The sequence below is a fragment of the Streptomyces sp. CBMA291 genome, from assembly GCF_014596525.1.
Classification (GTDB): Bacteria; Actinomycetota; Actinomycetes; order Streptomycetales; family Streptomycetaceae; genus Streptomyces.
The window spans coordinates 96,811-121,238 of record NZ_MSJP01000111.1 but is presented as its reverse complement, the minus strand read 5'-3'; the positions used below and the strand labels follow the sequence as shown (position 1 = coordinate 121,238).

Sequence of the window (24,428 nt, the reverse complement as noted above, 5' to 3'; positions counted from 1 at the left end):
TACGGGCTCCGGATCCGCCGTCGTCACGCTCCCCCTCCGATCAGCGCCCGCAGCCGCTCCCAGCCGCGCTCCCGCTCGAATCCGTCCGCGCCCCACCGCAGTGCGGGAACCGTCCGGACGAGGCCGGCCCGGTCGCGCTCCAGGACGTGCGCCTCGGCGATCCGTCGCCGCCCGTCCGGGTCCCGTGTCACCTGTAGGACGACGGAGAGGCCCGCGCCCAACTGGCTGTGCAGCGCGGCCCGGTCGAGCCCGGCGGCCGTCCCCAGGGCTTCGAGCCGTGCCGGTACGTCCGCCGCCGTGTTGGCATGGACCGTGCCCGAGCCGCCTTCGTGGCCCGTGTTGAGCGCGGCGAGCAGATCCACCGCCTCGGGGCCTCGGACCTCGCCGACCACCAGCCGGTCGGGCCGCATCCGCAGGGCCTGCCTGACCAGGTCCCGCAGGGTGACGAGTCCGGCGCCCTCCTGGTTCGCGGGACGGGCTTCAAGTCGCACCACATGCGGGTGGTCCGGCCGCAGTTCCGCCGAGTCCTCGGCGAGGACGATGCGCTCCCGCTCCCCCACCAAGCCGAGCAGCGAGGCGAGGAGTGTGGTCTTGCCGGTGCCCGTACCGCCGCTGACCAGGTACGACACCCGGGCTTCGATGAGGGCCCGCAGGATCGGGGCACCGCCGGGAGGCACCGTGCCCGCCGCCGTCAGCTCCTCCAGGGTGAAGGCGCGCGGGCGGACCACCCGGAGGGAGAGACAGGTCGAGCCGACCGCCACCGGGGGCAGCACCGCGTGCATTCGGGTCCCGTCGGGCAGCCGGGCGTCCACCCAGGGCCGGGCGTCGTCGAGCCTGCGTCCGGCGACGGCCGCGAGCCGCTGGGCGAGACGCCGGACGGCGGCGGCGTCGGGGAAGGACACCGGGGCCCGCTCAAGGCCCGTGCCCCGGTCCACCCAGACCCGGTCGGGCGCGGAGACGAGGACGTCGGTGACGGCGGGGTCGGCGAGGAGGGATTCCAGCGGGCCGGTTCCGATGAGTTCGCACCTCAGCTCCTCGGCGGCGCCGAGCACTTCCGTGTCGCCGAGGAGCCGCCCTTGGGCACGGAGGGCGGCGGCGACCCGCGCCGGTGTCGGTTCGGCCCCACTGGCGGCGAGCCGCTGCCGTACGGCGTCGAGCAGCCCCGTGCCGCCCGCGACCACGGCCCCGGTCATGCCGCCGCCCCGGTGGCGAGGGCGCGCGTCCAGAAGGCGTCGCAGAACCGGCCGAGCGCGCCGCGGGGTTCGGCGCCCGGGGGAAGTCCCGCGTCCTGATCGGCCACGATCCCGGGGTCGTAGGGGAGTTCACCGGCCAGCGGCAGCCGCAGCGCGTCGGCGATCCACCGCTCGTCGAGGCCCGCCGCGTAGGGTCCGCGGACCACGGCCCGCAGGTCGCGCACGCCGACGGAGAGGGCGGCGGCCACCTGGTGGGCCGCCGCGACCGCCCTCAACTCGCCGGGGACGACGAGCAGTCCGAGGTCCAGCTGCGCGAGGGCTTCGGCGCCCGCCGTGTCGGTGCCGCGCGGCAGGTCGACCACGACGACCCCGCCTCGGCGCCGGGCGGCGGCCAGCACCGACCGCACGGCCTCGGGCGGCACCGGGGCGGCGGGCTCCCTGCCCCAGCTGAGCACCCGGACACCCCGCACGGACGGCAGGGACTCCTCCAGTGCGCCACCGGCCAGCCGGCCCTTCGATCCGGCGAAGTCGGGCCAGCGCCTGCCGTCCTCGCGCTCGCCGCCGAGCAGGACGTCGAGCCCGCCGCCCAGCGGGTCGCCGTCGACGAGGAGGGTGCGGCGACCGGTTCGCGCGGCGGCCAATGCGAGGCCGCAGGCCAGGGTGGAGGCACCGGCGCCGCCCCGACCGCCGACGACGCCCACGGTCAGCGCCTGGCGCCCCACTCCCTCGGCGGCGTCCGCGAGGCGGTCGACGAGGACGGCTTCGGCGTCGGGCAGCCGCAGCACGCACTCCGCGCCGATGCCGACGGCCAGCCGCCAGATCCCCGGATCGTCCCGGTCGCGTCCGACGAGGACGAGCCCGGGGCGGCGGGCCGCTCCCCGGCAGTGGCCCGCCACATCGTCGCCGACCAGGACCAGCGGCGGATCGGTCCAGCTCGACCGCCGCTCGGGCACCCGGTGATCCACCTCCGGCTCCACCCCGGCGGCGGCGCACAGCCGCAGAAGGTCGTCGAGCAGCCCGAGGTCCTCGGTGACGATCAACGGCCCGGTGCGGCGCGGCTCCCCCGCGCCGGGCTCCCCGACCCCGTCCCCGTCCCGCGGCCTGCTCCCGACCCCGCCCCATGGCCTGGTCCCGTTCCAGCCCCGGGCCGCGCCCCCGACCCCGCTCCGTGGCCTGCTCCCGGCCGTGCTCCCGGAACCGGAAGCCCTGACGGATGCCGTCATGGTCCGCCCCTCTCGTGATTCCTGTCGTTCGCGAACTTCGCGACAGGAATCACCGTGGGGCCCTGCGGGAAATCCTGGGGATCTTGCCGAAAAACTGTGGATATCCCAGGCCCTGTGAATAACTTCGCCACCCGTCCGGAGGCTGTCCGGAACGCAGCCCCACGGTTACTGTGGGTGATGGATCAAGAGCCCGGCTGTGCGGCGGGCGGAGGGTGGCCGATGGCCGGAAGGAAGGGAGCGGGCGATGTCGTCCAGCGCGAAAACGGCTCCGGACATGCGACGACCCCCGCCGGGGGGGAGAGCGGGGGTCGTCTCTCCGGCCGGCTCGGGGGGGGAGGAGCCGGACCGGGTTAGCACGGTCGCGAACGATCCGTGACTTCCATGGTGTACCCGAGAGCCTTCTCAGGCAAACCCACGCGCCCCAGCGTACGCCGAATGGCGGGCACCTATGCTCGGGCTTGTGGAAAACCACTCCTTGCCGCGCGCAGCCGCCTTCTTCGACCTGGACAAGACGGTCATTGCGAAGTCTTCGACGCTGACCTTCAGCAAGTCCTTCTACCGGGGCGGACTGATCAGCCGCCGCGCCGCCCTGCGGACGGCGTACATCCAGTTCGTCTTCCTGGCGGGCGGAGCCGATCACGACCAGATGGAGCGGATGCGTGAATATCTTTCCGCGCTCTGCAAAGGCTGGAACGTCGCCCAGGTGAAGGAGCTCGTCGCCGAGACCCTTCACGATCTGATCGACCCGATCATCTACGACGAAGCGGCTTCCCTCATCGAGGAACACCACGCCGCCGGCCGTGACGTCGTGATCGTCTCGACCTCCGGCGCCGAGGTCGTCGAGCCGATCGGCGAGATGCTCGGAGCCGACCGGGTCGTCGCCACCCGGATGGTGGTCGGCGAGGACGGCTGCTTCACGGGCGAGGTGGAGTACTACGCCTACGGCCCGACGAAGGCCGAGGCCGTCCGGGAGCTCGCGGAGTCGGAAGGCTACGACCTCGGGCGCTGCTACGCGTACAGCGACTCGGCGACCGACGTCCCCATGCTGGAGGCCGTCGGCCATCCGTACGCGGTCAATCCCGACCGGGCGCTGCGCCGTGAGGCCGTGGCGCGCGAATGGCCGGTTCTCGCCTTCGAGAAGCCGGTCCGGCTCAAGCAGCGGCTGCCCGAATTCCGGATGCCGCCGCGGCCCGCGCTGGTCGCCGCGGCGGCGGTGGGCGCGGCGGCCGTGGGTGCCGGACTGGTCTGGTACGCCACCCGCAGGCGGCAGGCGGCGCTCGTGTCCGCCCGGGGCTGACTTTGTCCGAATGCGAGAGGGAGAGCGCGGAAGCGGGGTCACCACTTTCGCTTCCTCACGGACAGGAGTAGAAAGGAATCAGGCCCGCGAGACCAAGGACATCCGAGAGGATCACCTGTTGAGCATGAAGGCCCCACGGACCTAGCACAGAAACCGAGCACCCACGCGACGTCGACCCGTCGATTACGGGCCAGCCGCACCAGGCCACGGGCAAAGTTCCCGGCCTGATGGGCACATATTCGAGGACGCATGGTAACTGGGCGGACGTGCCAGCGGCGGTACCTGAACTGGTGCCGCCGCAACCCTTTTCCGGGCCCGCGAGAGCCCCGGAATCGGTCCACCGCCCGAGCCGCCCGGTCTCCTCGGCCCGCTCGATAAACCAGATCCGTCCGGACCACCCGATCCCCCAGGTCCATCCGAACGGCCAGGCCGGACCGGACGGACCGGACGGACCAGACGGACTTGCCGGACCGGACCGCTCAGTCCGTTCCGCCCTCCGGGTCCGCCCCGTTCACGCACGCCCCCTTCAGGCGCACGCCATCCAAACCGCTCTGTTCACGCACGCGCCGTCCAAACCGCTCCGGTCAGGCACGCGCCCTTCAAACCGCCCCGGTCAGGCTGCGCCGCGCTGGAGGGCCTCGCAGACGGCGGTCGACTCGCGGACGCCCAGTCCGACCGAGCGGCCGCAGTGCGCGATCCAGCCGCCGACGCCCTCCGGGGTGCCCGCCAGATATCCCTCGAACGCGGCGAGGTAGGCGGCCCTGCCCTGTTCCGCGTGACCGACCTCGGCCGGGCAGATCGCCTTCGGGTCCAGTCCGCTGCCGACCAGGACGATCCGCTCGGCGGCGCGGGCGACCAGGCCGTTGCGGGAGGTGAAGGGGCGCAGGGCGAGCAGTTCGGCGTGGACGACGGCGGCGGTGACCAGGGCCGGGGCCTCGCCGCCCGCGACGATCAGCTCCGCGAGGCCGTCGAGCCGTCCCGCGACCTCGGCGGGCGTCGGCAGCGGGGCCTCGACCAGCGGTTCGTCGACCGTCTCGCCGTCGAGCCGGGGGCGCCCCACCGAGTCGCCCGGTTCACCGGCGGCGACCAGGTGGAGACGGGCAAGCACCCTCAGGGGCGACTGGCGCCAGATGGAGAGCAACTGCCCCGCCTCCGCGCCGAGGCGCAGGGCCGCGCCGACCGTGCGGGCCTCGGGGTCCGCGCCGAAGTCGGTGCGGCGGCGGACCTCTTCGAGCGCCCAGTCCGCGCCGGAGAGGGCGGCCGAGCCGCGCGCCCCGCGCAGGGCCGCCTCGGAGGAGATCTCGTTGCTGCGGCGGCGCATCACACGGTGGCCGTAGACCCGGTCGACGGCCTTGCGTACGGAGTCCACCGCGTCGGCGACGCCCGGCAGGGAGCCGAGGGCGGCCAAGGGGTCAGAGGCGTGCGTACTCATAAGTAGGGAGGCTACGCGCCCCGGTGGCCCGCCCCACGATGGAGTGGTCTTCTTCACGCATCCCGGCCACGGGACGCGGTCATGCGGCTACGCTAGGTGAACATGAAGATCGCTTTCGTCGGGAAGGGCGGCAGCGGCAAGACCACGCTGTCCTCGCTCTTCATCCGCCATCTCGCCGCCAACGAAGCCCCGGTCGTCGCCGTCGACGCCGACATCAACCAGCACCTCGGCGCCGCGCTCGGCCTCTCCGAGGAGGAGGCCGTCGCACTGCCCGCGATGGGTGCCCACCTGCCGCTGATCAAGGAGTACCTGCGGGGCAGCAACCCCCGTATCGCCTCGGCCGACACGATGATCAAGACGACTCCTCCCGGGGAGGGTTCGCGGCTGCTGCGGGTCCGCGAGGAGAACCCGGTGTACGAGGCGTGCGCGCGGCCGGTCGGGCTCGACGACGGCGAGATCCGGCTGATGGCGACCGGCCCCTTCACCGACTCGGATCTCGGGGTCGCCTGCTACCACTCGAAGGTCGGCGCCGTCGAGCTCTGCCTCAACCATCTGGTGGACGGCGCCGACGAGTACGTGGTCGTCGACATGACGGCGGGCTCCGACTCCTTCGCCTCGGGGCTGTTCACCCGTTTCGACATGACGTTCCTGGTCGCCGAGCCGACCCGGAAGGGCGTCTCGGTGTACCGCCAGTACAAGGAGTACGCGCGGGACTTCGGGGTCGCGCTCAAGGTCGTCGGGAACAAGGTGCAGGGGGAGGACGATCTCGATTTCCTGCGTGCGGAGGTCGGCGACGACCTGCTGGTGACGGTGGGGCACTCGGACTGGGTCCGTGCGATGGAGAAGGGCAGGCCCCCCCGGTTCGAGCTGCTTGAGGCGGAGAACCGGATGGCGCTCCAGGCGCTCCAGGACGCGGCGGACGACTCGTACGCCGGTCGCGACTGGGAGCGCTACACGCGCCAGATGGTCCATTTCCATCTACGGAACGCGGAGAGCTGGGGCAACGCCAAGACCGGGGCCGACCTGGCGGCGCAGGTCGACCCCGGTTTCGTCCTCGGCGAACCGATCGGCGCGCCCCGGGTCGGCTGACCCGACGCCACCGGAGCCGGGCCCGAAGCCGGCTTCCCGGCCGCTGTCAGTGGGTCTTGGGCTTGGTGGCTCCCTGGGCCGGGGCGGCCGAGGGGTGGGTGGGCTGGGAGGCGAGGAAGGTCTTCCAGCCGCCCGCCGGGGCCTCGCCGACCTTCAGCGTGCGCATCTTGGCGACGACGGCGGGGTCCTGGGCGTCCAGCCAGTCGGCCAGTTGGCGGAAGGACACGCACTTGACGTCCTTCTGTACGCAGACGGTGGCGATGGTCTCCTCGATGGCGCGCATGTAGACGCCGCCGTTCCAGGACTCGAAGTGGTTGCCGATGATGAGCGGCGCGCGGTTGCCCTGGTAGGAGCGCTGGAAGGCCTGCACGAGGCCGTCGCGCATCTGGTCGCCCCAGTACTCGCGCTGGGACGGGTCGCCCTGGGTGGTGTCCGGGGACTGGTTGACCATGAAGTTGTAGTCCATCGAGAGCGTCTCGAAGGCGCGGCCCGGGACCGGGACGAGCTGCATCGAGAGGTCCCAGAGGCCGAGGTCCTTCTTGGGCCAGATCTGGTCGTTGACGCCGCTCGTGTCGTAGCGGAAGCCCAGCTGCGAGGCCGCCTTGACGAAGTTCTTCCGGCCTTCGAGGCAGGGGGTGCGGGCGCCGACGAGTTCCTTGTCGTAGTCGAAGGGCAGTGGCTGCTCCGTGCGCAGACCGGAGTTGCCCTTCCAGTTCTTGACGAAGGACTTGGCCTGGTTGATCTCGCTCTTCCACTCGTCCACGGACCACTCGCCGACACCGCCGTCGGCGCCGCAGAAGTGCCCGTTGAAGTGGGTGCCGATCTCGTTGCCCTCCTGCCACGCCCCGCGCAGTTCGCGGACCGTGGCGCGGATGCCCTCGGTGTCGTTGAAGCCGATGTCGGAGCGGCCCGCGCTGTGCTGGGGCGGCTCGTAGAGATCCTTCTTGGCCTCGGGCAGCAGGTACACGCCGCTGAGGAAGTACGTCATGGTGGCGTCGTACTTCTTGCCCACCGTGCGGAAGTGGGAGAAGAGCTTCTGGCTGTCCTCGCCCGCGCCGTCCCAGGAGAAGACGACGAACTGCGGCGGAGCCGCACCCGGTTCGAGGCGCTTCCAGACCGGTTGGCGGGGCTGGGCGCCGGTGTAGGCGGTGGAGCCGTCGCCGATGAGACGGACCGCGTTCGGCGCGGCGGCGGGCCCCTTCTTGGCGCCCGCACCGCCCGGCGCGGGCTTCGTGGCGGCCGGGTCCGAGCCCGCGCAGCCCCCGAGGGCGCCGATCAGGGCGACGGCGAGGGCACCGGCGGCGAGCGCCTTCCTCTGGACAGTGGTCCTTCTCCCGGCGGCAGTCATCCGCCCACCTCTCCTCGGTTCCGTACGGGCCTCCGTGCTGCCGTACGGGCCGCCGTGGGCGGGCTTCCGTGCCGGCGGCGTCAACGTCGCACCGCGAGCACCGGAATGATGAAACGACAAGCGGTAATACGTTCGCCCTTCACTGGATCCGGTGAATCATTGCCCTGTTTGCCCGGAAACTCCCGTAAGGATCTTTACTCTCCATTACCATTCATTTACTTAGTGTTGATCCTTGTGCCGATGGAGACCCCGTCGGAATCCCGTTGCCACACGCCGTGATCCACGACCGAGATCCCCTCACGCGCCCCGCACGCATCCCGCACGAGTCCATCCCGCGAGCCGTGACCGCGCCGCCCCCGAGGAGCCGGGAATGACCCTCCACTCCCCTGCCCGTGCCACCAACCGCCCCCGCGTCCAGCGGCCCCACAGCCCGCCGGGCGGGCGCCGCTTCCGCATCGCGGGCGCCGACCTCTCCGCGTCCGCCGCCGTCTTCCTGATCGCGCTGCCACTCTCGCTCGGCATCGCGCTCGCCACCGGAGCCCCGCTCCAGTCCGGTCTCGTCGCCGCCGCCGTCGGCGGTCTGGTGGCCGGCCGGTTCGGCGGATCACCGCTCCAGGTGAGCGGCCCCGCCGCCGGACTCACCGTGGTGACCGCCGAGTTGATCCAGCGGTACGGCTGGCGCACCACCTGCGCCATCACGGTCCTCGCCGGACTCGCCCAACTCGCCCTCTCCGCCCTCCGCGTGGCCAGATCCGCGCTCGCCGTCTCGCCCGCGATCGTGCACGGCATGCTCGGCGGCATCGGCGCCACCATCGCCCTCGCCCAGTTGCACATCGTCCTCGGCGGCACCCCCCAAAGCTCCGCCGTGGCCAACGCTCTCGTTCTGCCCGCCCAGTTGGCGCGCGCCCAGGCCCCGGCGCTCGCCATCAGCGCCCTCACCGTCCTCACGCTCCTCTGCTGGCCCCGACTGCCGGGCCGAGCCGGGCGCCACGCCCGCAGGGTCCCGGCCGCGCTCGTCGCGGTGGCCGGGGCGACGGCGGTCGCGACCCTCGCCGGGCTCGCCGTCCCCCGGGTCGACCTGCCGTCCTGGAGCAGCCACGCCCTACCCGGTCTGCCCGAGGGCCCGGTGCTCGGCATCGCGGCCGGGGTACTCACCATCACCCTGGTCACCAGCGTGCAGTCGCTGCTCTCCGCCGTCGCGGTCGACAAGCTGGTCGCCGCCCGCGCGGACCACGGCCACGGCGTGCCGCGCTCCCGTCTCGATCGCGAACTCGCCGGTCAAGGCGCGGCCAACGTGGTCTCGGGAGCGCTCGGCGGCCTCCCGGTGGCGGGCGTCGCCGTCCGCAGCGTCGCCAACGTCTCGGCGGGGGCGGTCTCCCGCGCCTCCACTATGCTGCACGGGCTGTGGATCGTGCTGGCGGCGCTGCTCCTCGTGCCCGTGCTCGACCTGATCCCGCTGCCCTCGCTCGCCGCCCTGGTGATGGTGGTCGGCATCCAGATGGTCAGCATCACCCACATCCGTACGGTCACCCGGCACCGCGAGGTCGTCGTCTACGCGGCGACCCTGTCCGGAGTCGTCCTCGTGGGCCTGCTGGAGGGCGTCGCCCTCGGGGTCGGCGTGGCCGTGGCGGTCGCGCTGCACCGGCTCGCCCGCACCCGGATCACCCGCGAGGAGCGGGGCGGACGCCAGTTGCTGCGGGTCCGGGGCCAGTTGACCTTCCTCGCGGTGCCCCGGCTGACCCGGGCCCTGCACCAGCTGCCGCCCGGATCGCATGTGGTGGTGGAGCTGGACGGTTCCTTCATGGACCACGCGGCCTACGAGACGCTGAACGACTGGACCGCCGGACACCTCGCCCACGGCGGTACGGTCGAGACGACGGGCCCGGCCGGAGTCCGGCTCCCCGAGCCCGCCCTCGCCTCGGCCTCCACCTCGCATCCGTGCTGCCGCCCGTGGACCCCGTGGCACAACCACCAGTGCGGGGAGCCGGCCGGGCGGCCGGAGGGCCCCGGGAGCCTGGAGTCGCCCGAGGCGCGGCGGCCGACGGGGCTTCAGCTGGCCAGTGGCATCGGCAAGTTCCAGCGGAACACGGCCCCGTTCGTCCGGGACGAGCTGGCGAGACTCGCCCGGGAGGGGCAGCGGCCCTCGCAGCTCTTCCTGACCTGCGCCGACTCCCGGCTCGTGACCAGCATGATCACATCAAGCGGCCCCGGCGACCTGTTCACCGTGCGCAATGTGGGGAACCTCGTGCCCCTGCCGGGCGAGGAGAGCGGCGACGACTCGGTGGCAGCGGCGATCGAGTACGCGGTGGACGTGCTGCGGGTCGCGTCGATCACCGTCTGCGGCCACTCGGGCTGCGGCGCGATGCAGGCCCTGCTGAGCGCGAGTCCGGACGACCCGCCCAGCCCGCTGCGCCGCTGGCTGCGGCACGGCAGACCCAGTCTGGAGCGGATGGCGAGCCGACGGCACGCCTGGGCCAGGATCGCGGGGCGGCTGCCGGCGGACGCGGTCGAGCAGCTCTGTCTGACCAATGTGGTGCAGCAGTTGGATCATCTGCGGGCGTACGAGCCGGTGGCGCGGCGCATCGCCGAGGGGACGCTGACGCTGCACGGCGTGTACTTCCACGTGGGAGAGGCGCAGGCGTATCTGCTCTCGGGGACGGACGAGCCGCACGGCTACGACGACGTCTTCACCCGGGTCCTGCCGACCGGCACCCCGGCCCGGTCGGACAGCCCGGCCTTCCCGGGCCGGCCGGAAGGCCGGGTCTCCACGGCCCGACCGGACAGCGAGGTCCCCCTGGCCGGAACCCGCGCGTCCTGAACCTTTCCCTCACCCCGTCCGTGAGACTGTGTGGCCCCTTCTCCCACCGCTCGGGAGGAGGGGTCTCCACACCTCACCCACCTCACAGGTCTAAACCAATTGCCTGGAGGCTCTTGTCACCCGGGCTTCGGGCTGGTGAGCTATGACGCGGGACACATACGCACAGAGGACGCCCTGGGAAAGGGAGATGTCGTGAGCAACGAAAGCCTGGCCAATCTGCTTCGGGAAGAGCGGCGATTTTCGCCGCCCGCCGAGCTGGCCGCGCACGCCAACGTGACGGCGGAGGCGTACGAGCAGGCCGAGGCGGACAGGCTGGGCTTCTGGGCCGAGCAGGCCAAGCGCCTGACCTGGGCCACCGAGCCCACCGAGACGCTCGACTGGTCGAACCCGCCGTTCGCCAAGTGGTTCGCCGACGGCGAGCTGAACGTGGCGTACAACTGCGTCGACCGGCACGTCGAGGCCGGTCACGGCGACCGTGTCGCCATCCACTTCGAGGGCGAGCCGGGCGACAGCCGCTCGATCACCTACGCGGAGCTCAAGGACGAGGTCTCCCGGGCCGCGAACGCCCTGATCGAGCTGGGCGTCCGCAAGGGCGACCGGGTCGCCGTCTACCTGCCGATGATCCCCGAGGCGGCCATCACGATGCTGGCCTGCGCCCGCCTCGGCGCCGCCCACTCGGTGGTCTTCGGCGGCTTCTCGGCCGACGCCGTGGCCTCCCGTATCCAGGACGCCGACGCCAAGCTGGTCGTCACCGCCGACGGCGGCTACCGCCGTGGCAAGCCGAGCGCCCTCAAGCCGGCCATCGACGAGGCCGTCGCCAAGTGCCCGCAGGTCGAAAATGTGCTCGTGGTCCGGCGTACGGGCCAGGACACCGCGTTCACCGAGGGCCGCGACGTGTGGTGGGACGACATCGTCACCCGCCAGTCCGCCGAGCACACCCCCGAGGCCTTCGAGGCGGAGCAGCCGCTCTTCATCCTCTACACCTCGGGCACCACCGGGAAGCCTAAGGGCATCCTGCACACCTCCGGCGGCTACCTGACCCAGGCCGCGTACACCCACCACGCCGTCTTCGACCTCAAGCCGGAGACCGACGTCTACTGGTGCACGGCCGACATCGGCTGGGTGACCGGCCACTCGTACATCGTCTACGGCCCGCTGGCCAACGGCGCCACGCAGGTCATGTACGAGGGCACCCCGGACACCCCGCACCAGGGCCGGGTCTTCGAGATCGTGCAGAAGTACGGCGTCACGATCCTCTACACGGCGCCGACGCTGATCCGTACGTTCATGAAGTGGGGCGACGACATCCCCGCGAAGTTCGACCTCACCAGCCTGCGGGTGCTGGGCTCGGTCGGCGAGCCGATCAACCCCGAGGCCTGGATCTGGTACCGGGAGCACATCGGCGCCGGAAAGTGTCCGATCGTCGACACCTGGTGGCAGACCGAGACCGGCGCGATGATGCTGTCGCCGCTGCCGGGCGTCACCGAGACCAAGCCGGGCTCCGCCCAGCGCGCCCTGCCGGGCATCTCCGCCACCGTCGTCGACGACGAGGCCAACGAGGTGCCGAACGGGGGCGGCGGCTACCTGGTCCTCACCGAGCCGTGGCCTTCGATGCTCCGCACCATCTGGGGCGACGACCAGCGCTACATCGACACCTACTGGTCCCGCTTCGAGGGCAAGTACTTCGCCGGTGACGGGGCCAAGAAGGACGAGGACGGCGACATCTGGCTGCTCGGCCGGGTCGACGACGTCATGCTCGTCTCCGGCCACAACATCTCCACCACCGAGGTCGAATCGGCCCTCGTCTCGCACCCGGCCGTCGCCGAGGCGGCCGTCGTCGGTGCCGCCGACGAGACGACCGGTCAGGCGATCGTCGCCTTCGTCATCCTGCGCGGTACGGCGAGCGAGGACGAGAGCCTGGTCAACGAGCTGCGCAACCACGTGGGCGCGACCCTCGGCCCGATCGCGAAGCCGAAGCGCATCCTGCCGGTCGCGGAGCTGCCGAAGACCCGCTCGGGCAAGATCATGCGCCGTCTGCTGCGCGATGTCGCGGAGAACCGTGAGCTGGGCGATGTCACGACCCTGACCGACTCGTCGGTCATGTCGCTCATCCAGACGCAGCTGCCGGCCGCGTCCAGCGAGGACTGAGCCCGGACAGGGCCCAAGCCCGGCCCGTACGACGAGAGCGCCCGCCCCGAACCATTCGGGGCGGGCGCTCTCGTTTCACGTGAAACCCGCCCCCTCCCGCAGGGACAGAACAGGATGAAAACGACGAAGGCCCATAAAATAAATCCGCAGGACGCGCCGGACGCGGCCCGCGCTCCTTCGGTAAGGTGAGAAAAGCGTCGGAGACGCAACAAGAGAACCTAGGTGCGCCGGGAAGTCTGGTCGGCATGTGCTCAGCCCTGCCCACCGACCGGAGGTTTTCCCCGTGGCCGCGCCCTCCCCCACCAGCCGTGACGACCACCGCGACGGCATCGACGGCGGAGACGCCACCGCCGACACCGCCCGCGATGATCGCCGTGAACCCGCCGATGACACCGCCCGTGGCGATCGTGCCGACCGTGGCGACCGCAAGTTCCTCGGCCGGCTCCCGCTCCCCGAGCACCGCCGCCTCACCAGCGCCCTGCGCACCGAGACCGTCGGCGGTGTCCTGCTCCTCATCGCCGCCATCGCCGCCCTCGTCTGGGCGAACAGCCCGCTGAAGGACAGCTACCAGTCCCTCAGCGGCTACCACGTCGGTCCCGCCGTCTTCGGGCTCGACCTGTCGGTCCAGCACTGGGCCGCCGACGGCCTCCTCGCGATCTTCTTCTTCGTCGCAGGCGTCGAACTCAAACGCGAACTCGTGGCGGGTGAACTACGCGATCCCAAGGCCGCCGCGCTCCCCGTCGTCGCCGCGATCTGCGGCATGGTCGTGCCCGCCCTCGTCTACGTCCTGATCAACACCCTCGGCAACGGCTCCCTGGACGGCTGGGCCGTCCCCACCGCCACCGACATCGCCTTCGCGCTCGCCGTCCTCGCGGTCATCGGCACCTCGCTGCCCTCCGCGCTCCGCGCCTTCCTGCTCACCCTCGCCGTCGTCGACGACCTCCTCGCGATCCTGATCATCGCGGTCTTCTTCACCAGCGAGCTGAACTTCGCCGCCCTCGGCGGCGCCGTCCTCGGGCTCGCCCTGTTCTGGCTGCTGCTCCGCAAGAACGTCCACGGCTGGTACGTGTACGTTCCGCTGGCCCTGGTCATCTGGGCGCTGATGTACAACAGCGGCGTCCACGCCACCATCGCCGGGGTCGCCATGGGCCTGATGCTGCGCTGCACCACCCGCGAGGGCGAGGAGCGCTCCCCCGGCGAGCGCGTCGAACACCTCGTACGCCCGGTCTCGGCCGGTCTCGCCGTCCCGCTGTTCGCGCTCTTCTCCGCCGGGGTGAGCGTCTCCGGCGGCGCGCTCCGCGAGGTGTTCACCCAGCCGGTCACCCTCGGTGTGCTGCTCGGTCTCGTCGTCGGCAAGACCGTCGGCATCTTCGGCGGCACCTGGCTCACCGCCCGCTTCACCCGGGCGAAGCTCAACCCCGAGCTGTCCTGGCCTGACGTGTTCGCCCTGGCCACGCTCGCCGGGATCGGCTTCACCGTCTCGCTGCTCATCGACGAGCTGGCGTTCGCGGGGGACACCGCCCTCGCCGACAAGGTGAAGACGTCCATCCTCATCGGCTCGCTCATCGCCGCCCTCCTCGCCACCGTCCTGCTGAAACTCCGGGTCCGCAAGTACCGGGAGCTGGTCGCCGAGGAGGAGCGCGACGAGGACCAGGACGGTGTCCCCGACATCTACGAGGAGGACGATCCGGAGCACCACCTCCGGATGGCCGCGATCCACGAGAAGAAGGCCGCCGAACATCGCGAGCGCGCCCGAGTGGCGGGGGCACCGCGCGACGGGACCGACCGTCCGGCATGATCTGAGGGGACCGTAGAGGAGAAAAGGGAGCAACGATGAGCGACCCGTTCGATGGAGCCGAGCGCAGTCTCGGCCAGCTGGTCGCCTCGGCGACCGCCGAGATGTCCGCACTGGTGCACGACGAGATCGCACTGGCCAAGGCCGAGGTCCGACAGGACGTCAAGCGGGGCGGGATCGGCGCGATCCTGGGCGTCGTAGCCCTGGTGGTGCTGCTGTTCTCGCTGCCGATGCTGAGTTTCGCCCTGGCTTACGGCTTCAACTCCTGGACCGGCGGGCACAACGGCGACGGCGGTTGGAACCTCGCCTGGTGCTTCCTCCTGTCCTTCCTCGTCAGCTGTGTACTGACGGTGCTGCTGGGCGTGGTCGCGTGGATGAAGTTCAAGAAGGTCAAGCCGCCGACGAAGTCCATCGCCTCGGCCAAGGAGACCGCCGCCGTGCTCTCCACCGTCAAGCCGCACCCCCGTCCCGAGCAGGCCAAGGGGCTGGACAAGACGCTGGACAAGGCCGCCACTGTGGCACGCTCCTCCGTATGACCCTCCCCGAGAGCAGCAACGGCGGTCCGGTACGTCTCGATGGGCCCTGGACCCACCGGGACGTGGCCGCCAACGGCGCCCGCTTCCACATCGCCGAGATGGGTGACGGCCCGCTGGTGCTGCTCCTGCACGGCTTCCCGCAGTTCTGGTGGACCTGGCGCCACCAACTGCCGGTGCTCGCCGAGGCCGGATTCCGGGCCGTCGCGATGGATCTGCGCGGGGTCGGCGGCAGCGACCGCACCCCCCGGGGCTACGACCCCGCCAATCTGGCCCTCGACGTCACCGGGGTGATCCGCTCGCTCGGCGAGCCGGACGCCGCGCTCGTCGGACACGATCTGGGCGGCTATCTGGCCTGGACGGCTGCGGTGATGCGGCCCAAGCTGGTGCGCCGCCTCGTGGTCTCCTCGATGCCGCATCCGCGCCGCTGGCGCTCGGCGATGCTCTCCGACTTCGCGCAGTCACGGGCGGGCTCGCACGTCTGGGGTTTCCAGCGGCCGTGGCTGCCGGAGCGTCAGCTCGTCGCGGACGACGCGGCCCTGGTGGGCGAGCTGATCCGGGAGTGGTCGGGCCCGCTGCCCCGGCGCGAGGCCGACGAGGAGGCGATCGAGGTGTACCGGCGGGCGATGCTGGTCCCCTCGACGGCGCACTGCTCGATCGAGCCGTACCGCTGGATGGTGCGTTCCCTGGCCCGGCCGGACGGCATCCAGTTCAACCGGCGGATGAAGCGGCCGGTCCGGGTGCCGACGCTGCATCTGCACGGTTCGCTCGACCCGGTGATGCGGACACGCAGCGCGGCGGGCTCCGGCGAGTACGTGGAGGCTCCGTACCGCTGGCGGCTCTTCGACGGGCTCGGGCACTTCCCCCACGAGGAGGACCCGGCGGCCTTCTCGGCGGAGCTGGTCAACTGGCTGAAGGACCCCGAGCCGGACCGCTGACGGCCCCTCTGTTCCGGTCTTCCCGTACGGGTTTGGGCCGAATGGCCATGTGCCGCGCGCATACTCCAATTGGAGGGCCCCGAGGTGGTTACCGACCTTGGGGCACGGGCAGACGTCGAGGTATGGGCTGGACGCACGACTACGGTGACACGACAGCACGCAACCGCCGCTCGGCCTCCGGGCCGGGCTCCCGCGAGGGCGGCGGCCCGCCGGATCAGGGCCGCGCGCACTCCGTGCAGGGGGTGGGGATCTCGCGGATCCTGCGCCGCCGGGCCCGCTGGGTCTCGGCCCGCCTCCGGCACCCGAGAGACACGGACTGACGGCCGGACCGCTGCCTGATCCACAGGACAACGGCCGGGGTCCCGCGCCCTGGCTACAGGGCGCAGCCCTGGGTGTCGACCTGCTGGGCGGCGGTCCTGCCCCGCTCGATGTCCTCGCGGATCTCGTCGGCGGTCAGGGCGTAGCCGGTGTTCGGGTCGTCGAGGGAGCGGGCGAAGATCACGCCGTACACCTTGCCGTCCTCGGTGAGGAGCGGTCCGCCCGAGTTGCCCTGGCGGACGGTGGTGTACAGCGAGTAGACGTCCCTGCGGACATCGCCGCGGCGATAGATGTCGGGACCGTCGGCGTTGATACGGCCCCGGACCCGCGCGGAGCGCACGTCGTACGCGCCGTTCTCGGGGAATCCGGCGACGATCGCGCTGTCGCCGCTGCGGGCATCCTCGTCGGTGAAGGGGAGCGGGGTGGCCTTGAGGTCCGGCACGTCCAGGACCGCGATGTCGCGCTGCCAGTCGTACAGGACGACCTTGGCGTCGTAGAGCCGCCCCGTGCCGCCTATCTGGACGGTGGGCTCGTCGACGCCGCCGACGACATGCGCGTTGGTCATGATCCGGCGGTCGGCGAAGACGAAGCCGGTGCCTTCGAGGACCTTGCCGCAGCTCTGCGCGGTGCCGACGACCTTCACGATCGAGCGCTGCGCGCTGGTCGCGACGGGTCCGGCGGCGAGCGCGGGATCGGGCGGGGTGACGGGGGTGATGGGCTCGTTGGCGAAGGGGCTGAAGACCGGGGGGAAGCCGCTGCGGGCCAGGGTGGAGCTGAAGTCGTCGAACCATCGGGACGCCTGATACGGCATCACCTGTTCGACCCCGAGCAGCACCTTGGACTTGCGTACCTCCTTGCCGATGGTGGGCATCGAGGTGCGGGCGAGCGCGGAGCCGATCAGCCACGCCACCAGGAGCATCGCGACCACGTTGACCAGGGCGCCGCCCGTGGCGTCGAGCGCGCGCGCGGGCGACCAGGTGATGTGGCGGCGCAGTTTGTTGCCGAGGTGGGTGGTGAAGGCCTGTCCGACGGAGGCGCAGACGATGACGATCATCACGAAGACGACCGTCGTCGTGGTGGAGACCTCGCTGTCGTCCGTCAGCTTGTCCCACAGGACGGGGAGCAGCAGGACGGCGACGAGGCCACCGCCGAGGAAGCCGATCACCGAGAGGATGCCGACGACGAATCCCTGGCGGTAACCGATGATCGCGAACCATACGGCGGCGAGCAGCAGCAGGATGTCCAGCACGTTCACCGTCAGATGCCTCGCAGATTCGTTTCCGGTCGCCGGTGGGGCAGCCTGTTCGCCGGGGCGGCGGGCGCCGGGTGGTCGGCCCGCGCGCCGGGTTCAGCCTGTCATGACCGCCAGTCGAGCGGGACCTGCTTGGTGCGGTCCCAGGGCCGCTCCCAGCCGGAGAAGTGCAGCAACCGGTCGATCACTCCGGCGGTGAACCCCCAGACCAGGGCGGAGGCGACCAGGAACGCGGGGCCCTGGTGACCGCTGGGGTGGATCGCGGTGGCCCGGTTCGCGGGGTCCGTGAGATCCGACACGGGGACGGTGAAGACCCGGGCGGTCTCGCCGGGGTCGACGGCGGCGACGGGGCTGGGGGTCCGCCACCAGCCGAGGACGGGGGTGACGACGAAGCCGCTGACCGGGATGTAGAGCCGGGGCAGGACGCCGAAGAGCTGGACGCCCGCCGGGTCGAGGCCGGTCTCCTCCCTGGCCTCGCGCAGGGCGGTGCGCAGGAGTCCGCCGTCGGCGGGGGTGCCGTCCTCGGGGTCGAGGGCGCCGCCGGGGAAGGAGGGCTGCCCCGCGTGCGAGCGGAGGCTGCCGGCCCGCTCCATGAGGAGCAGTTCGGGCCCGTGCTCGCCCTCGCCGAAGAGGACGAGGACGGCGGACTGGCGGCCCGCGCCGCTCGCGGGCGGCAGGAAGCGGCTCAGCTGCTCGGGCTCGACCGTGCGGGCGGCCCGGTCGACGGGGCCGAGCCAGGCGGGCAGCCCGTCCCTGCTGAGCAGGCCGTCGCTGCCCGGCCCGTGGATCTGTTCGTCAGTGCGCGGCATGGGCACCCCCGTGTTTCCCAACGCGATCGGTGTGCGGGTTCGTTCCCCGGCGCGGCCCGCCGGGAGCGGGGTCAGTCGCTCGTGCCCAGCGGGAGCGCGGGGCGGCCCGGGTAGTCGGGCGGCGGGTTGAGCCGCTGGCCGGGGAAGCCGCCCTTCTCGTACTTGAGCAGCTTCTTCGCCTTCTCGGGGTCGGTCTCGCCCTCTCCGTACGAGGGGCAGAGGTGGGTGATGGGGCAGGCGCCGCAGGCGGGCTTGCGGGCGTGGCAGATGCGGCGGCCGTGGAAGATCACCCGGTGCGAGAGCATCGTCCAGTCGCTCTTGGGGAAGATGGTGGCGACCTCGGCCTCGATCTTCACGGGGTCTTCGGACTCGGTCCACCGCCAGCGGCGGGCGAGCCGCATGAAGTGGGTGTCGACGGTGATGCCGGGGACCCCGAAGGCGTTGCCGAGGACGACGAAGGCGGTCTTGCGGCCGACGCCGGGGAGTTTGACCAGGTCGTCGAGGCGGCCGGGGACCTCGCCGCCGAAGTCGTCGCGGAGTGCGGCGGCCAGCCCCATGATCGATTTGGTCTTGGCGCGGAAGAAGCCGGTGGGACGGATCAGCTCCTCGACCTCCTCGGGGACGGCTGCGGCCAGGTCCTCGGGGGTCGGGTAGGCGGCGAAGAGGGCCGGGGTGGTCTGGTTGACGCGCAGGTCGGTGGTCTGGGCGGAGAGGACCGTGGCGACGAGCAGCTCGAAGGGGTTGCGGAAGTCCAGCTCGGGATGGGCGTACGGGTAGACCTCGGCAAGCTCCCGGTTGATCCTGCGGGCCCTGCGGACCATGGCGAGGCGCGACTCGGGCTTGGCGACGGCCTCGGACTTGGCCGGGGCGGGGGCTTTGGCAGCGGCCTTGGCGGGGGCTTTGGACTTGGCGGGCGCAGTGACCTCGGCGGCCTTGGACTTGGCGGGCGCGGCGGTCTTGGACTTGGCGGCAGCGGCGGTGGCCTTGGACTTGGCGGAGGCGGTGGCCGCGCGCTTCGCGGTTACGGGCTTCGCCGCCTTCCCGGCGACCGCCTTCGCCGCTCCGGACCTCCCGGACTTCACCGCGTCTCCCCCTGTGTCCTTCACCGCGTCCTCCACCGTGCCCTCCACCGATCCCTTCGCCCCGGTACCCGTCCCGGCACTCGCCCCGGCGCCCGTCCCCGCCGAGGCGCGCGCCGGTGGTGTCGGCGTGCGCTCCGGCGCGACCGCCTTCCGTTTAGCGGCTTTTGCCCGCTTCGACACGCCGTGTTCGCCCACGGCGGAATTACCTTCGGCCGACACTCTTTCAGCCCCCTTGGCCTGCGCTCTCACCGGCGAGTTGGACACTTGGCCAGCCTAGGTCCCGGCGCCGACATCCGCCCTGGGCACGGCCGATCAGACCCCAATCGGGGCCCTGACGTACGGACGGGCGACTCGGTGGGTCAAACTTGTTGTGATTGATCGCACTGTTTTGTACGTCCGGCATCATGGGACCCAGGTCCCTGAGCAGGTCGACAGTATGGAGAGAACTCGTGGACGACGTTCTGCGGCGCGCCCCGCTCTTCGCGGCGCTCGATGACGAGCAGGCTGCCGAGCTGCGCGCCTCGATGAGTGAGGCGACCCTCGCCCGAGGGGACGCGCTCTTCCACGAGGGCGACCCCGGCGACCGCCTGTACGTGGTGACCGAGGGCAAGGTGAAGCTGCACCGCACCTCCCCCGACGGGCGCGAGAACATGCTGGCCGTTCTCGGCCCCGGCGAGCTGATCGGCGAGCTGTCCCTCTTCGACCCGGGCCCGCGCACCGCGACCGCGACCGCGCTGACCGAGGTCAAGCTGCTCGGTCTGGGCCACGGCGACCTCCAGCCCTGGCTGAACGCGCGCCCCGAGGTGGCCACCGCGCTGCTGCGCGCGGTCGCCCGCCGCCTGCGCAAGACCAACGACCAGATGTCCGACCTGGTCTTCTCCGACGTCCCGGGCCGTGTCGCCCGCGCGCTCCTCGACCTGTCGCGCCGCTTCGGCGTGCAGTCGGAGGAGGGCATCCACGTCGTCCACGACCTCACCCAGGAAGAGCTGGCCCAGCTGGTCGGCGCCTCCCGCGAAACGGTCAACAAGGCGCTCGCCGACTTCGCCCAGCGCGGCTGGCTGCGCCTTGAGGCCCGCGCCGTGATCCTGCTGGACGTGGAGCGCCTCGCGAAGCGCTCGCGCTAGCGGCCGGCACCGCCGTACGCGAAGGGCCGCCCCGGTCGACGACCGGGGCGGCCCTTTCCGTACGTGAAACGGGTGTGATCAGCGCTCCGACCGGGCAGGGTCGGCCCCGGCAGCGGGGGTGGTCAGCGCTTCGAGCCGTCCACGATCACCGGTGCGGAGGTACCGTTCCCGCAGGGCACGGTGTAGATCGCGTTCTTCGCGGCGGCCTCCTTGAACGCGTCGATGCACTGGTTCATCAGGACCTTGTCGGTCAGCGAGTCGTTCAGGATCCGGTTGGCGCGGGCGATGCCCTCCGCCTCGATCCGGCGCCGGTCGGCCTCCGCCTTCGCGGTCCTCGCGGCCTCGGTGGCCCGCTCGGTGGCCTGCTGCTGCTGGATCTTGCGGTCGATCTGGCCCTGAAGGGCCTCCGAGGGCTTCACATTGCGCAGGTTGACCGTGGTGACGACGATCCCGCGCGGGGCGAGCCGCTGCTCGATCAGGGTGGCGAGTTCGGCGTTGATCTTCTCGCGGTCGGAGGCGTACCCCTGCTCGCTCGTGTAGCGGGCGAAGACGTTGCGGACGATCTCCCGGCTGTCGGGGAAGACCAGCCGCTGCTGGATGGCGTCCTCACTGCCCGCGAGCTTGTACAGCTCCACCGCCTTGGACGGGACGACGGCCCACTTCACCGTCACCTCCGCGTACATGACACCGCCCTGGGAGGAACGGACCTCGACCACGTCCTTGTCGGAGAGGTTGAGGTCGACCGGGCGGGTGGAGAAGGTCGTGACGTCGGTGAACGGCGACTTCAGGTGCATGCCCGAGGTCATGGGCGTGCCGACCTTGCCGAAGGCGACCGGGACGCCGACCTCGTACGCGCTGATCACGTACGTCATGCTCGCGATCAGCGAGAAGAGACCCGCGATCGCCGCTCCGAGGGCGCCGAACCGCAGCCCCTTGGAGTCGTTGAACCGGCTCACGAAGAAGAGCACCACTGCGGCTATCAGCAGCAGGATGGCGAAGACGAACACGGGCGTTCCCCCCAGAAAATCCACATACAGAAGTAAGCGGAGCGTAAAGCAGAGGTCAAAGGAGGTGGACTGCCGGGTCCCACCTCGGGACAGGATCGTGACGAGCGCGCCCTACTGGACCCCCCGCTCCTGAGCGGTACGGTCCCGGCCCTCAGAGCGATACGGACCCCTCCCGTACGCCCTACAGGACCCCGCCCCCGGAGCCGTACAGGCACCCCTCACGCCGCTCCGCCGTGCCCCCGCAGATACTCCAGCTGTGCCCGTACCGACAGCTCCGCCGCGGGCCAGAGCGAGCGGTCCACGTCCGCGTACACCCGGGCCACCACCTCGGGCGCCGTCCGGTGCCCCTCCCCCACGGCCGCCTCGACCTGCGCGAGCCGGGCCGCCCGGTGCGCGAGGTAGAACTCAAGGGCTCCCCGCGCGTCCTCCAGGACCGGTCCGTGCCCCGGCAGGACCGTGTTCACGCCGTCGTCGACCGTCAGCGACCGCAGCCGCCGCAACGAGTCCAGGTACTCGCCGAGCCGCCCGTCCGGATGGGCCACCATCGTCGTCCCGCGCCCCAGGACCGTATCGCCCGTCAGGACCGCCCCGTCGGCGGGCAGATGGAAGGAGAGCGAGTCCGAGGTGTGCCCGGGGGTCGCGACCACCCGCAGTTCCAGACCGCCGACCGTCACCACCTCTCCCGCGCCGAGCCCCTCCTCGCCGAGGCGCAGCGCCGGGTCGAGGGCCCGTACGGACGTCCCTGTCAGCTCCGCGAAGCGGCCCGCGCCCTCCGCGTGGTCCGGGTGGCCGTGGGTGAGCAGGGTGAGCGCGATCCGCTTGCCGAGGCGCTCGGCGGTCGCGACCACCCCGCGCAGATGCCCCTCGTCCAGCGGACCGGGGTCGACGACGACGGCGAGGTCCGAGCCCGGCTCGGAGAGCAGCCAGGTGTTGGTGCCGTCCAGGGTCATCGCGGACGGGTTCGGCGCCAGGACGTTCACCGCGCGGGCGGTCGCGGGCCCGGAGGCCACCACCCCGCGCGGCTGCCCCGGCAGGGCTCCTGCGTCGCTCATCGGGCGTCTCCCCTCGGGATGACCTTGGTGAACTCCTCGTGCCCAGGCCAGCTCAGGACCAGCTCGTCCCCGTCGAGCCGCGCCCGCGCGAGGACCGGCGCCAGGTCCTGCCGACCGGCGGCGGCGAGCGCCTGCGCCGCCGTGCCGTACGGGACCAGGTTCCGCAGGGTCGAGATCGTCGGCGGCATCATCGTCAGCTCGCCCCGGTCGTACCCCTCGGCGCCGTCCGCCGGGCGGAGCCACACCGTGCGGTCGGCCTCCGTGGAGGCGTTGCGGGTGCGCTGGCCGGCCGGGAGCACCGCGACGAAGAACCAGGTGTCGTACCGGCGCCGCTCGAACTCCGGCGTGATCCACCGCGCCCAGGCGCCCAGCAGGTCCGACCGGAGCACGAGCCCCCGCCGGTCCAGGAAGTCCGCGAAGGACAGCTCCCGGGCGACCAGGGCCTCCCGGTCGCGCTCCCACCCCTCGCCGGTCGTGTCGCCGACGACGCCGTCCTCGGTCTCCCCGGCGAGCAGGACACCCGCCTCCTCGTACGTCTCGCGTACGGCGGCGCAGACCACGGCCTGCGCCTGCGCGGGATCGTCGAGCCCGAGCCGCTCCGCCCAGGTCTCCAGGGACGGGCCCGCCCAGCGCACCGGCTGCTCGTCGCGCGGGTCGACGCCACCGCCGGGATAGGCGTACGCGCCGCCCGCGAAGGCCATGGTGGTGCGGCGGCGCAGCATGTGGACCTCGGGGCCCGCGTCCGCGTCCCGCAGGAGCAGGACGGTGGCGGCGCGCCGGGGCGTCACCGGGTCGAGGTCACCGGCGGCGAGGGCCCGGATCCGTTCGGGCCACTCCGGCGGGAACCACTGACCGTCGGCCCGCTCGTCCCGACGAGTCGGTGCGGGCTCCCCGGAGGGCCCCGGCCGCCCGGACTGTACCGGCTGCTCGGGCTGCTCCGGCCGCTGCCCGGACCGCTGCGGCTGCGGCTGCGGCTGCGGCTGCGGCTGCGGCTGCGGCTGACCATTCGTCGACATGGCCGGATGCTATGCGCCGGAACCCGAATGCACGAGGGCCGGACACCAGGAGGGCCGGAACGTACGAGGGCCGGGGCGTACGAAGGCCGGAAGGCGCGAGGGCCGGGGCGTACGGGGCCCGGAGACGTACAGGGCCCGGAGACGCGGGGCCCGCAAGGCGCGAGGACCGGGGTGTGCGGGCCCGCAAGGCGCGAGGGGCGGCACACGCGCGAAGAACGGACGGCGCGGAAGCCCGAACGCACGAGGGCCGGTTCTCCGCCAAGGAGAACCGGCCCCGGGTGCGGGCGGAAGGGTCAGCCCTCCAGCTCCACCTGGATCTCGACCTCGACGGGGGCGTCGAGCGGCAGCACGGCCACGCCGACGGCGCTGCGCGCGTGCACGCCCTTCTCGCCGAGGACCGCGCCGAGCAGCTCGCTGGCGCCGTTGACGACGCCGGGCTGCCCGGTGAAGTCGGGGGCGGAGGCGACGAAGCCGACGACCTTCACGACCCGCTTGATCCGGTCCAGGTCACCGGCGACCGACTTCACGGCCGCGAGCGCGTTCAGGGCGCAGGTGGCCGCGAGCTGCTTGGCCTCCTCGGCGGTGACCTCGGCGCCGACCTTGCCGGTCAGCTGGAGCTCGCCGCCCACCATCGGGAGCTGGCCCGAGGTGAAGACATAGGCGCCGGAGCGCACGGCCGGCTGGTACGTGGCCAGCGGCGGTACGACCTCCGGCAGGGTCAGGCCCAGCTCGGCGAGCTTCGCCTCGACGACCCCGCTCACGACTTGGCCCGCTTGAGGTAGGCCACGAGCTGCTCGGGGTTGTTCGGCCCGGGTACGACCTGGACGAGCTCCCAGCCGTCCTCGCCCCAGGTGTCCAGAATCTGCTTGGTCGCGTGCACCAGAAGCGGCACCGTGACGTACTCCCACTTGGTCATGGAGCCGACTGTATCCGCTGCCGAGGGGCGGTCCGCCG

General features: G+C 72.0%; 21 protein-coding genes. 9 read left to right on the top strand and 12 right to left on the bottom strand.

The features are described 5' to 3' along the window. Positions 1 to 23: 23 nt before the first annotated feature. Both BU197_RS28015 and ssd read right to left on the bottom strand, forming a co-directional pair. On the bottom strand, positions 24 to 1,193 hold the full coding sequence (locus tag BU197_RS28015) for a TadA family conjugal transfer-associated ATPase (protein ID WP_188271109.1): 1,170 nt from the start codon (positions 1,191 to 1,193) through the stop codon (positions 24 to 26). Then, positions 1,190 to 2,233 (bottom strand): septum site-determining protein Ssd, encoded by a 1,044-nt coding sequence (ssd, locus tag BU197_RS28010; RefSeq protein WP_411158544.1) that lies wholly within the window; start codon positions 2,231 to 2,233, stop codon positions 1,190 to 1,192. Before ssd ends, BU197_RS28015 begins: the two co-directional genes overlap by 4 nt. A 631-nt stretch (positions 2,234 to 2,864) precedes the next feature. Here ssd and BU197_RS28005 point away from each other — a divergent pair. Next, positions 2,865 to 3,713, top strand: a complete 849-nt coding sequence (locus tag BU197_RS28005; protein ID WP_188271107.1) for an HAD family hydrolase — start codon at positions 2,865 to 2,867, stop codon at positions 3,711 to 3,713. Positions 3,714 to 4,326: 613 nt separating this feature from the next. Here the strand turns inward: BU197_RS28005 and BU197_RS28000 are convergent. Continuing rightward, positions 4,327 to 5,145 (bottom strand): Fic family protein, encoded by an 819-nt coding sequence (locus BU197_RS28000; RefSeq protein ID WP_188271106.1) that lies wholly within the window; start codon positions 5,143 to 5,145, stop codon positions 4,327 to 4,329. A gap of 102 nt (positions 5,146 to 5,247) precedes the next feature. On the opposite strand from BU197_RS28000, the gene BU197_RS27995 reads away from it, so the two are divergent. Further along, complete coding sequence (locus tag BU197_RS27995; RefSeq protein ID WP_188271105.1) at positions 5,248 to 6,234, top strand: ATP-binding protein; 987 nt, start codon at positions 5,248 to 5,250, stop codon at positions 6,232 to 6,234. A 46-nt stretch (positions 6,235 to 6,280) separates the two neighbouring features. Here BU197_RS27995 and BU197_RS27990 read toward each other — a convergent pair whose 3' ends face one another. Further along, entirely contained in the window at positions 6,281 to 7,582 is a 1,302-nt protein-coding gene (locus tag BU197_RS27990; protein WP_188271104.1) for a hypothetical protein, read from the bottom strand. 370 nt (positions 7,583 to 7,952) lie between these two features. On the opposite strand from BU197_RS27990, the gene BU197_RS27985 reads away from it, so the two are divergent. The 6 genes from BU197_RS27985 (at position 7,953) to BU197_RS30840 (ending at position 16,134) form a co-directional block, all read left to right on the top strand. Beyond that, positions 7,953 to 10,400 (top strand): SulP family inorganic anion transporter, encoded by a 2,448-nt coding sequence (locus BU197_RS27985; RefSeq protein WP_188271103.1) that lies wholly within the window; start codon positions 7,953 to 7,955, stop codon positions 10,398 to 10,400. Between the two features lie 192 nt (positions 10,401 to 10,592). Then, positions 10,593 to 12,548 carry an acetate--CoA ligase gene (gene acs, locus BU197_RS27980; protein WP_188271102.1) on the top strand — a complete coding sequence of 652 codons (1,956 nt, stop codon included), beginning with the start codon at positions 10,593 to 10,595 and terminating at the stop codon, positions 12,546 to 12,548. A 283-nt stretch (positions 12,549 to 12,831) separates the two neighbouring features. Next, the gene (gene nhaA, locus BU197_RS27975) at positions 12,832 to 14,346 is read left to right on the top strand and encodes a Na+/H+ antiporter NhaA (RefSeq protein ID WP_317452318.1); all 1,515 of its coding nucleotides are present in this window, start codon (positions 12,832 to 12,834) and stop codon (positions 14,344 to 14,346) included. Between the two features lie 35 nt (positions 14,347 to 14,381). After that, positions 14,382 to 14,879, top strand: coding sequence for a phage holin family protein (locus tag BU197_RS27970; protein ID WP_188271101.1), 498 nt, complete (start codon positions 14,382 to 14,384; stop codon positions 14,877 to 14,879). Then, entirely contained in the window at positions 14,876 to 15,814 is a 939-nt protein-coding gene (locus tag BU197_RS27965; protein WP_188271100.1) for an alpha/beta fold hydrolase, read from the top strand. The genes BU197_RS27970 and BU197_RS27965 overlap by 4 nt, the downstream gene beginning before the upstream one ends. A gap of 122 nt (positions 15,815 to 15,936) precedes the next feature. Continuing rightward, complete coding sequence (locus BU197_RS30840) at positions 15,937 to 16,134, top strand: hypothetical protein (protein WP_223183905.1); 198 nt, start codon at positions 15,937 to 15,939, stop codon at positions 16,132 to 16,134. Between the two features lie 53 nt (positions 16,135 to 16,187). Here BU197_RS30840 and BU197_RS27960 read toward each other — a convergent pair whose 3' ends face one another. The 3 genes from BU197_RS27960 to nth all read right to left on the bottom strand — a co-directional run bounded on the left by BU197_RS27960 (position 16,188) and on the right by nth (position 19,299). Then, positions 16,188 to 17,387 (bottom strand): MarP family serine protease, encoded by a 1,200-nt coding sequence (locus BU197_RS27960; protein WP_188271099.1) that lies wholly within the window; start codon positions 17,385 to 17,387, stop codon positions 16,188 to 16,190. A 101-nt stretch (positions 17,388 to 17,488) separates the two neighbouring features. Beyond that, entirely contained in the window at positions 17,489 to 18,193 is a 705-nt protein-coding gene (locus tag BU197_RS27955; RefSeq protein WP_188271098.1) for an NUDIX hydrolase, read from the bottom strand. 71 nt (positions 18,194 to 18,264) lie between these two features. After that, entirely contained in the window at positions 18,265 to 19,299 is a 1,035-nt protein-coding gene (nth, locus tag BU197_RS27950) for an endonuclease III (protein ID WP_317452319.1), read from the bottom strand. 425 nt (positions 19,300 to 19,724) lie between these two features. Between nth and BU197_RS27945 the strand changes: the two genes are divergently transcribed. Then, positions 19,725 to 20,399, top strand: a complete 675-nt coding sequence (locus BU197_RS27945) for a Crp/Fnr family transcriptional regulator (RefSeq protein WP_015034542.1) — start codon at positions 19,725 to 19,727, stop codon at positions 20,397 to 20,399. A 122-nt stretch (positions 20,400 to 20,521) separates the two neighbouring features. Here the strand turns inward: BU197_RS27945 and BU197_RS27940 are convergent, their stop codons facing one another. The 5 genes from BU197_RS27940 to BU197_RS27920 all read right to left on the bottom strand — a co-directional run bounded on the left by BU197_RS27940 (position 20,522) and on the right by BU197_RS27920 (position 24,390). Next, on the bottom strand, positions 20,522 to 21,406 hold the full coding sequence (locus BU197_RS27940; protein ID WP_188271097.1) for a prohibitin family protein: 885 nt from the start codon (positions 21,404 to 21,406) through the stop codon (positions 20,522 to 20,524). Between the two features lie 218 nt (positions 21,407 to 21,624). After that, the gene (locus tag BU197_RS27935; RefSeq protein WP_188271096.1) at positions 21,625 to 22,458 is read right to left on the bottom strand and encodes an MBL fold metallo-hydrolase; all 834 of its coding nucleotides are present in this window, start codon (positions 22,456 to 22,458) and stop codon (positions 21,625 to 21,627) included. Then, positions 22,455 to 23,474, bottom strand: coding sequence for an NUDIX hydrolase (locus BU197_RS27930; RefSeq protein ID WP_223183906.1), 1,020 nt, complete (start codon positions 23,472 to 23,474; stop codon positions 22,455 to 22,457). Before BU197_RS27930 ends, BU197_RS27935 begins: the two co-directional genes overlap by 4 nt. Before the next feature lie 293 nt (positions 23,475 to 23,767). Then, the gene (locus BU197_RS27925) at positions 23,768 to 24,235 is read right to left on the bottom strand and encodes a RidA family protein (RefSeq protein WP_188271095.1); all 468 of its coding nucleotides are present in this window, start codon (positions 24,233 to 24,235) and stop codon (positions 23,768 to 23,770) included. Beyond that, positions 24,232 to 24,390: a DUF4177 domain-containing protein gene (locus tag BU197_RS27920; RefSeq protein ID WP_015034547.1), complete on the bottom strand. Its 159-nt coding sequence runs from the start codon at positions 24,388 to 24,390 to the stop codon at positions 24,232 to 24,234. Before BU197_RS27920 ends, BU197_RS27925 begins: the two co-directional genes overlap by 4 nt. Positions 24,391 to 24,428 lie beyond the last annotated feature (38 nt).

Bases quoted from the DNA above. Each gene is read 5' to 3' on its own strand.
- BU197_RS27955 (WP_188271098.1), bottom strand. From the start codon at position 18,193: ATGCCGCGCACTGACGAACAGATCCACGGGCCGGGCAGCGACGGCCTG.
- BU197_RS28015 (WP_188271109.1), bottom strand. From the start codon at position 1,193: ATGACCGGGGCCGTGGTCGCGGGCGGCACGGGGCTGCTCGACGCCGTA.
- BU197_RS30840 (WP_223183905.1), top strand. From the start codon at position 15,937: ATGGGCTGGACGCACGACTACGGTGACACGACAGCACGCAACCGCCGC.
- BU197_RS27930 (WP_223183906.1), bottom strand. From the start codon at position 23,474: ATGTCGACGAATGGTCAGCCGCAGCCGCAGCCGCAGCCGCAGCCGCAG.
- BU197_RS28000 (WP_188271106.1), bottom strand. From the start codon at position 5,145: ATGAGTACGCACGCCTCTGACCCCTTGGCCGCCCTCGGCTCCCTGCCG.
- BU197_RS27965 (WP_188271100.1), top strand. From the start codon at position 14,876: ATGACCCTCCCCGAGAGCAGCAACGGCGGTCCGGTACGTCTCGATGGG.
- BU197_RS27935 (WP_188271096.1), bottom strand. From the start codon at position 22,458: ATGAGCGACGCAGGAGCCCTGCCGGGGCAGCCGCGCGGGGTGGTGGCC.
- BU197_RS27985 (WP_188271103.1), top strand. From the start codon at position 7,953: ATGACCCTCCACTCCCCTGCCCGTGCCACCAACCGCCCCCGCGTCCAG.
- BU197_RS27990 (WP_188271104.1), bottom strand. From the start codon at position 7,582: ATGACTGCCGCCGGGAGAAGGACCACTGTCCAGAGGAAGGCGCTCGCC.
- BU197_RS28005 (WP_188271107.1), top strand. From the start codon at position 2,865: ATGCTCGGGCTTGTGGAAAACCACTCCTTGCCGCGCGCAGCCGCCTTC.
- BU197_RS27995 (WP_188271105.1), top strand. From the start codon at position 5,248: ATGAAGATCGCTTTCGTCGGGAAGGGCGGCAGCGGCAAGACCACGCTG.
- BU197_RS27970 (WP_188271101.1), top strand. From the start codon at position 14,382: ATGAGCGACCCGTTCGATGGAGCCGAGCGCAGTCTCGGCCAGCTGGTC.
- BU197_RS27920 (WP_015034547.1), bottom strand. From the start codon at position 24,390: ATGACCAAGTGGGAGTACGTCACGGTGCCGCTTCTGGTGCACGCGACC.